Source organism: Pseudomonas sp. GW821-FHT10C09 (assembly GCF_059415465.1).
On sequence record NZ_JBWKNG010000057.1, the window covers coordinates 1 to 980 of the forward strand.

Genomic DNA, 980 nt, shown 5'->3' on the forward strand with positions numbered 1-980 from the left:
TTAATCGACGACATCAGCTGCTCCATAAGTTCCCACACGAATTGCTTGATTCATTGAAGAAGACGAAAGAAGCAGCCTGTATCGGTTTGTAGCTGAGTTGGTTAGAGCGTACCCCATGCTTTGTGGTTAAGAGCAGGGTGAGGTCGGCCTTAGTAGCTCGAAATTGGGTCTGTAGCTCAGTTGGTTAGAGCGCACCCCTGATAAGGGTGAGGTCGGCAGTTCGAATCTGCCCAGACCCACCAATTTTGTGTGGGAAACGCCTGTAGAAATACGGGGCCATAGCTCAGCTGGGAGAGCGCCTGCCTTGCACGCAGGAGGTCAACGGTTCGATCCCGTTTGGCTCCACCACTACTGCTTCTGTTAGTAAGAAAGCTTAGAAATGAGCATTCCATCGCGAGATGGTGAATGTTGATTTCTAGTCTTTGACTAGTTCGTTCTTTAAAAATTTGGGTATGTGATAGAAAGATAGACTGGACGTTACTTTCACTGGTAACGGATCAGGCTAAGGTAAAATTTGTGAGTTCTCTTAATTGAGAAATTCGAATTTTCGGCGAATGTCGTCTTCACAGTATAACCAGATTGCTTGGGGTTATATGGTCAAGTGAAGAAGCGCATACGGTGGATGCCTTGGCAGTCAGAGGCGATGAAAGACGTGGTAGCCTGCGAAAAGCTTCGGGGAGTCGGCAAACAGACTTTGATCCGGAGATGTCTGAATGGGGGAACCCAGCCATCATAAGATGGTTATCTTAAGCTGAATACATAGGCTTAAGAGGCGAACCAGGGGAACTGAAACATCTAAGTACCCTGAGGAAAAGAAATCAACCGAGATTCCCTTAGTAGTGGCGAGCGAACGGGGACTAGCCCTTAAGTGGCTTTGAGATTAGCGGAACGCTCTGGAAAGTGCGGCCATAGTGGGTGATAGCCCTGTACGCGAAAATCTCTTAGTCATGAAATCGAGTAGGACGGAGCACGAGAAACTT

The 980-nt window shown here is 47.8% G+C and carries 2 tRNA genes and 1 rRNA gene; all 3 read left to right on the forward strand.

What is annotated here, in order from left to right:
* Positions 1 to 165 precede the first annotated feature (165 nt).
* A tRNA-Ile gene (locus AC07N8_RS29425) sits at positions 166 to 242 on the forward strand.
* Positions 243 to 272: 30 nt separating this feature from the next.
* Positions 273 to 348 (forward strand) — tRNA-Ala (locus tag AC07N8_RS29430).
* Between the two features lie 247 nt (positions 349 to 595).
* Positions 596 to 980: ribosomal RNA gene (locus AC07N8_RS29435) — 23S ribosomal RNA — on the forward strand; the annotation flags it as partial.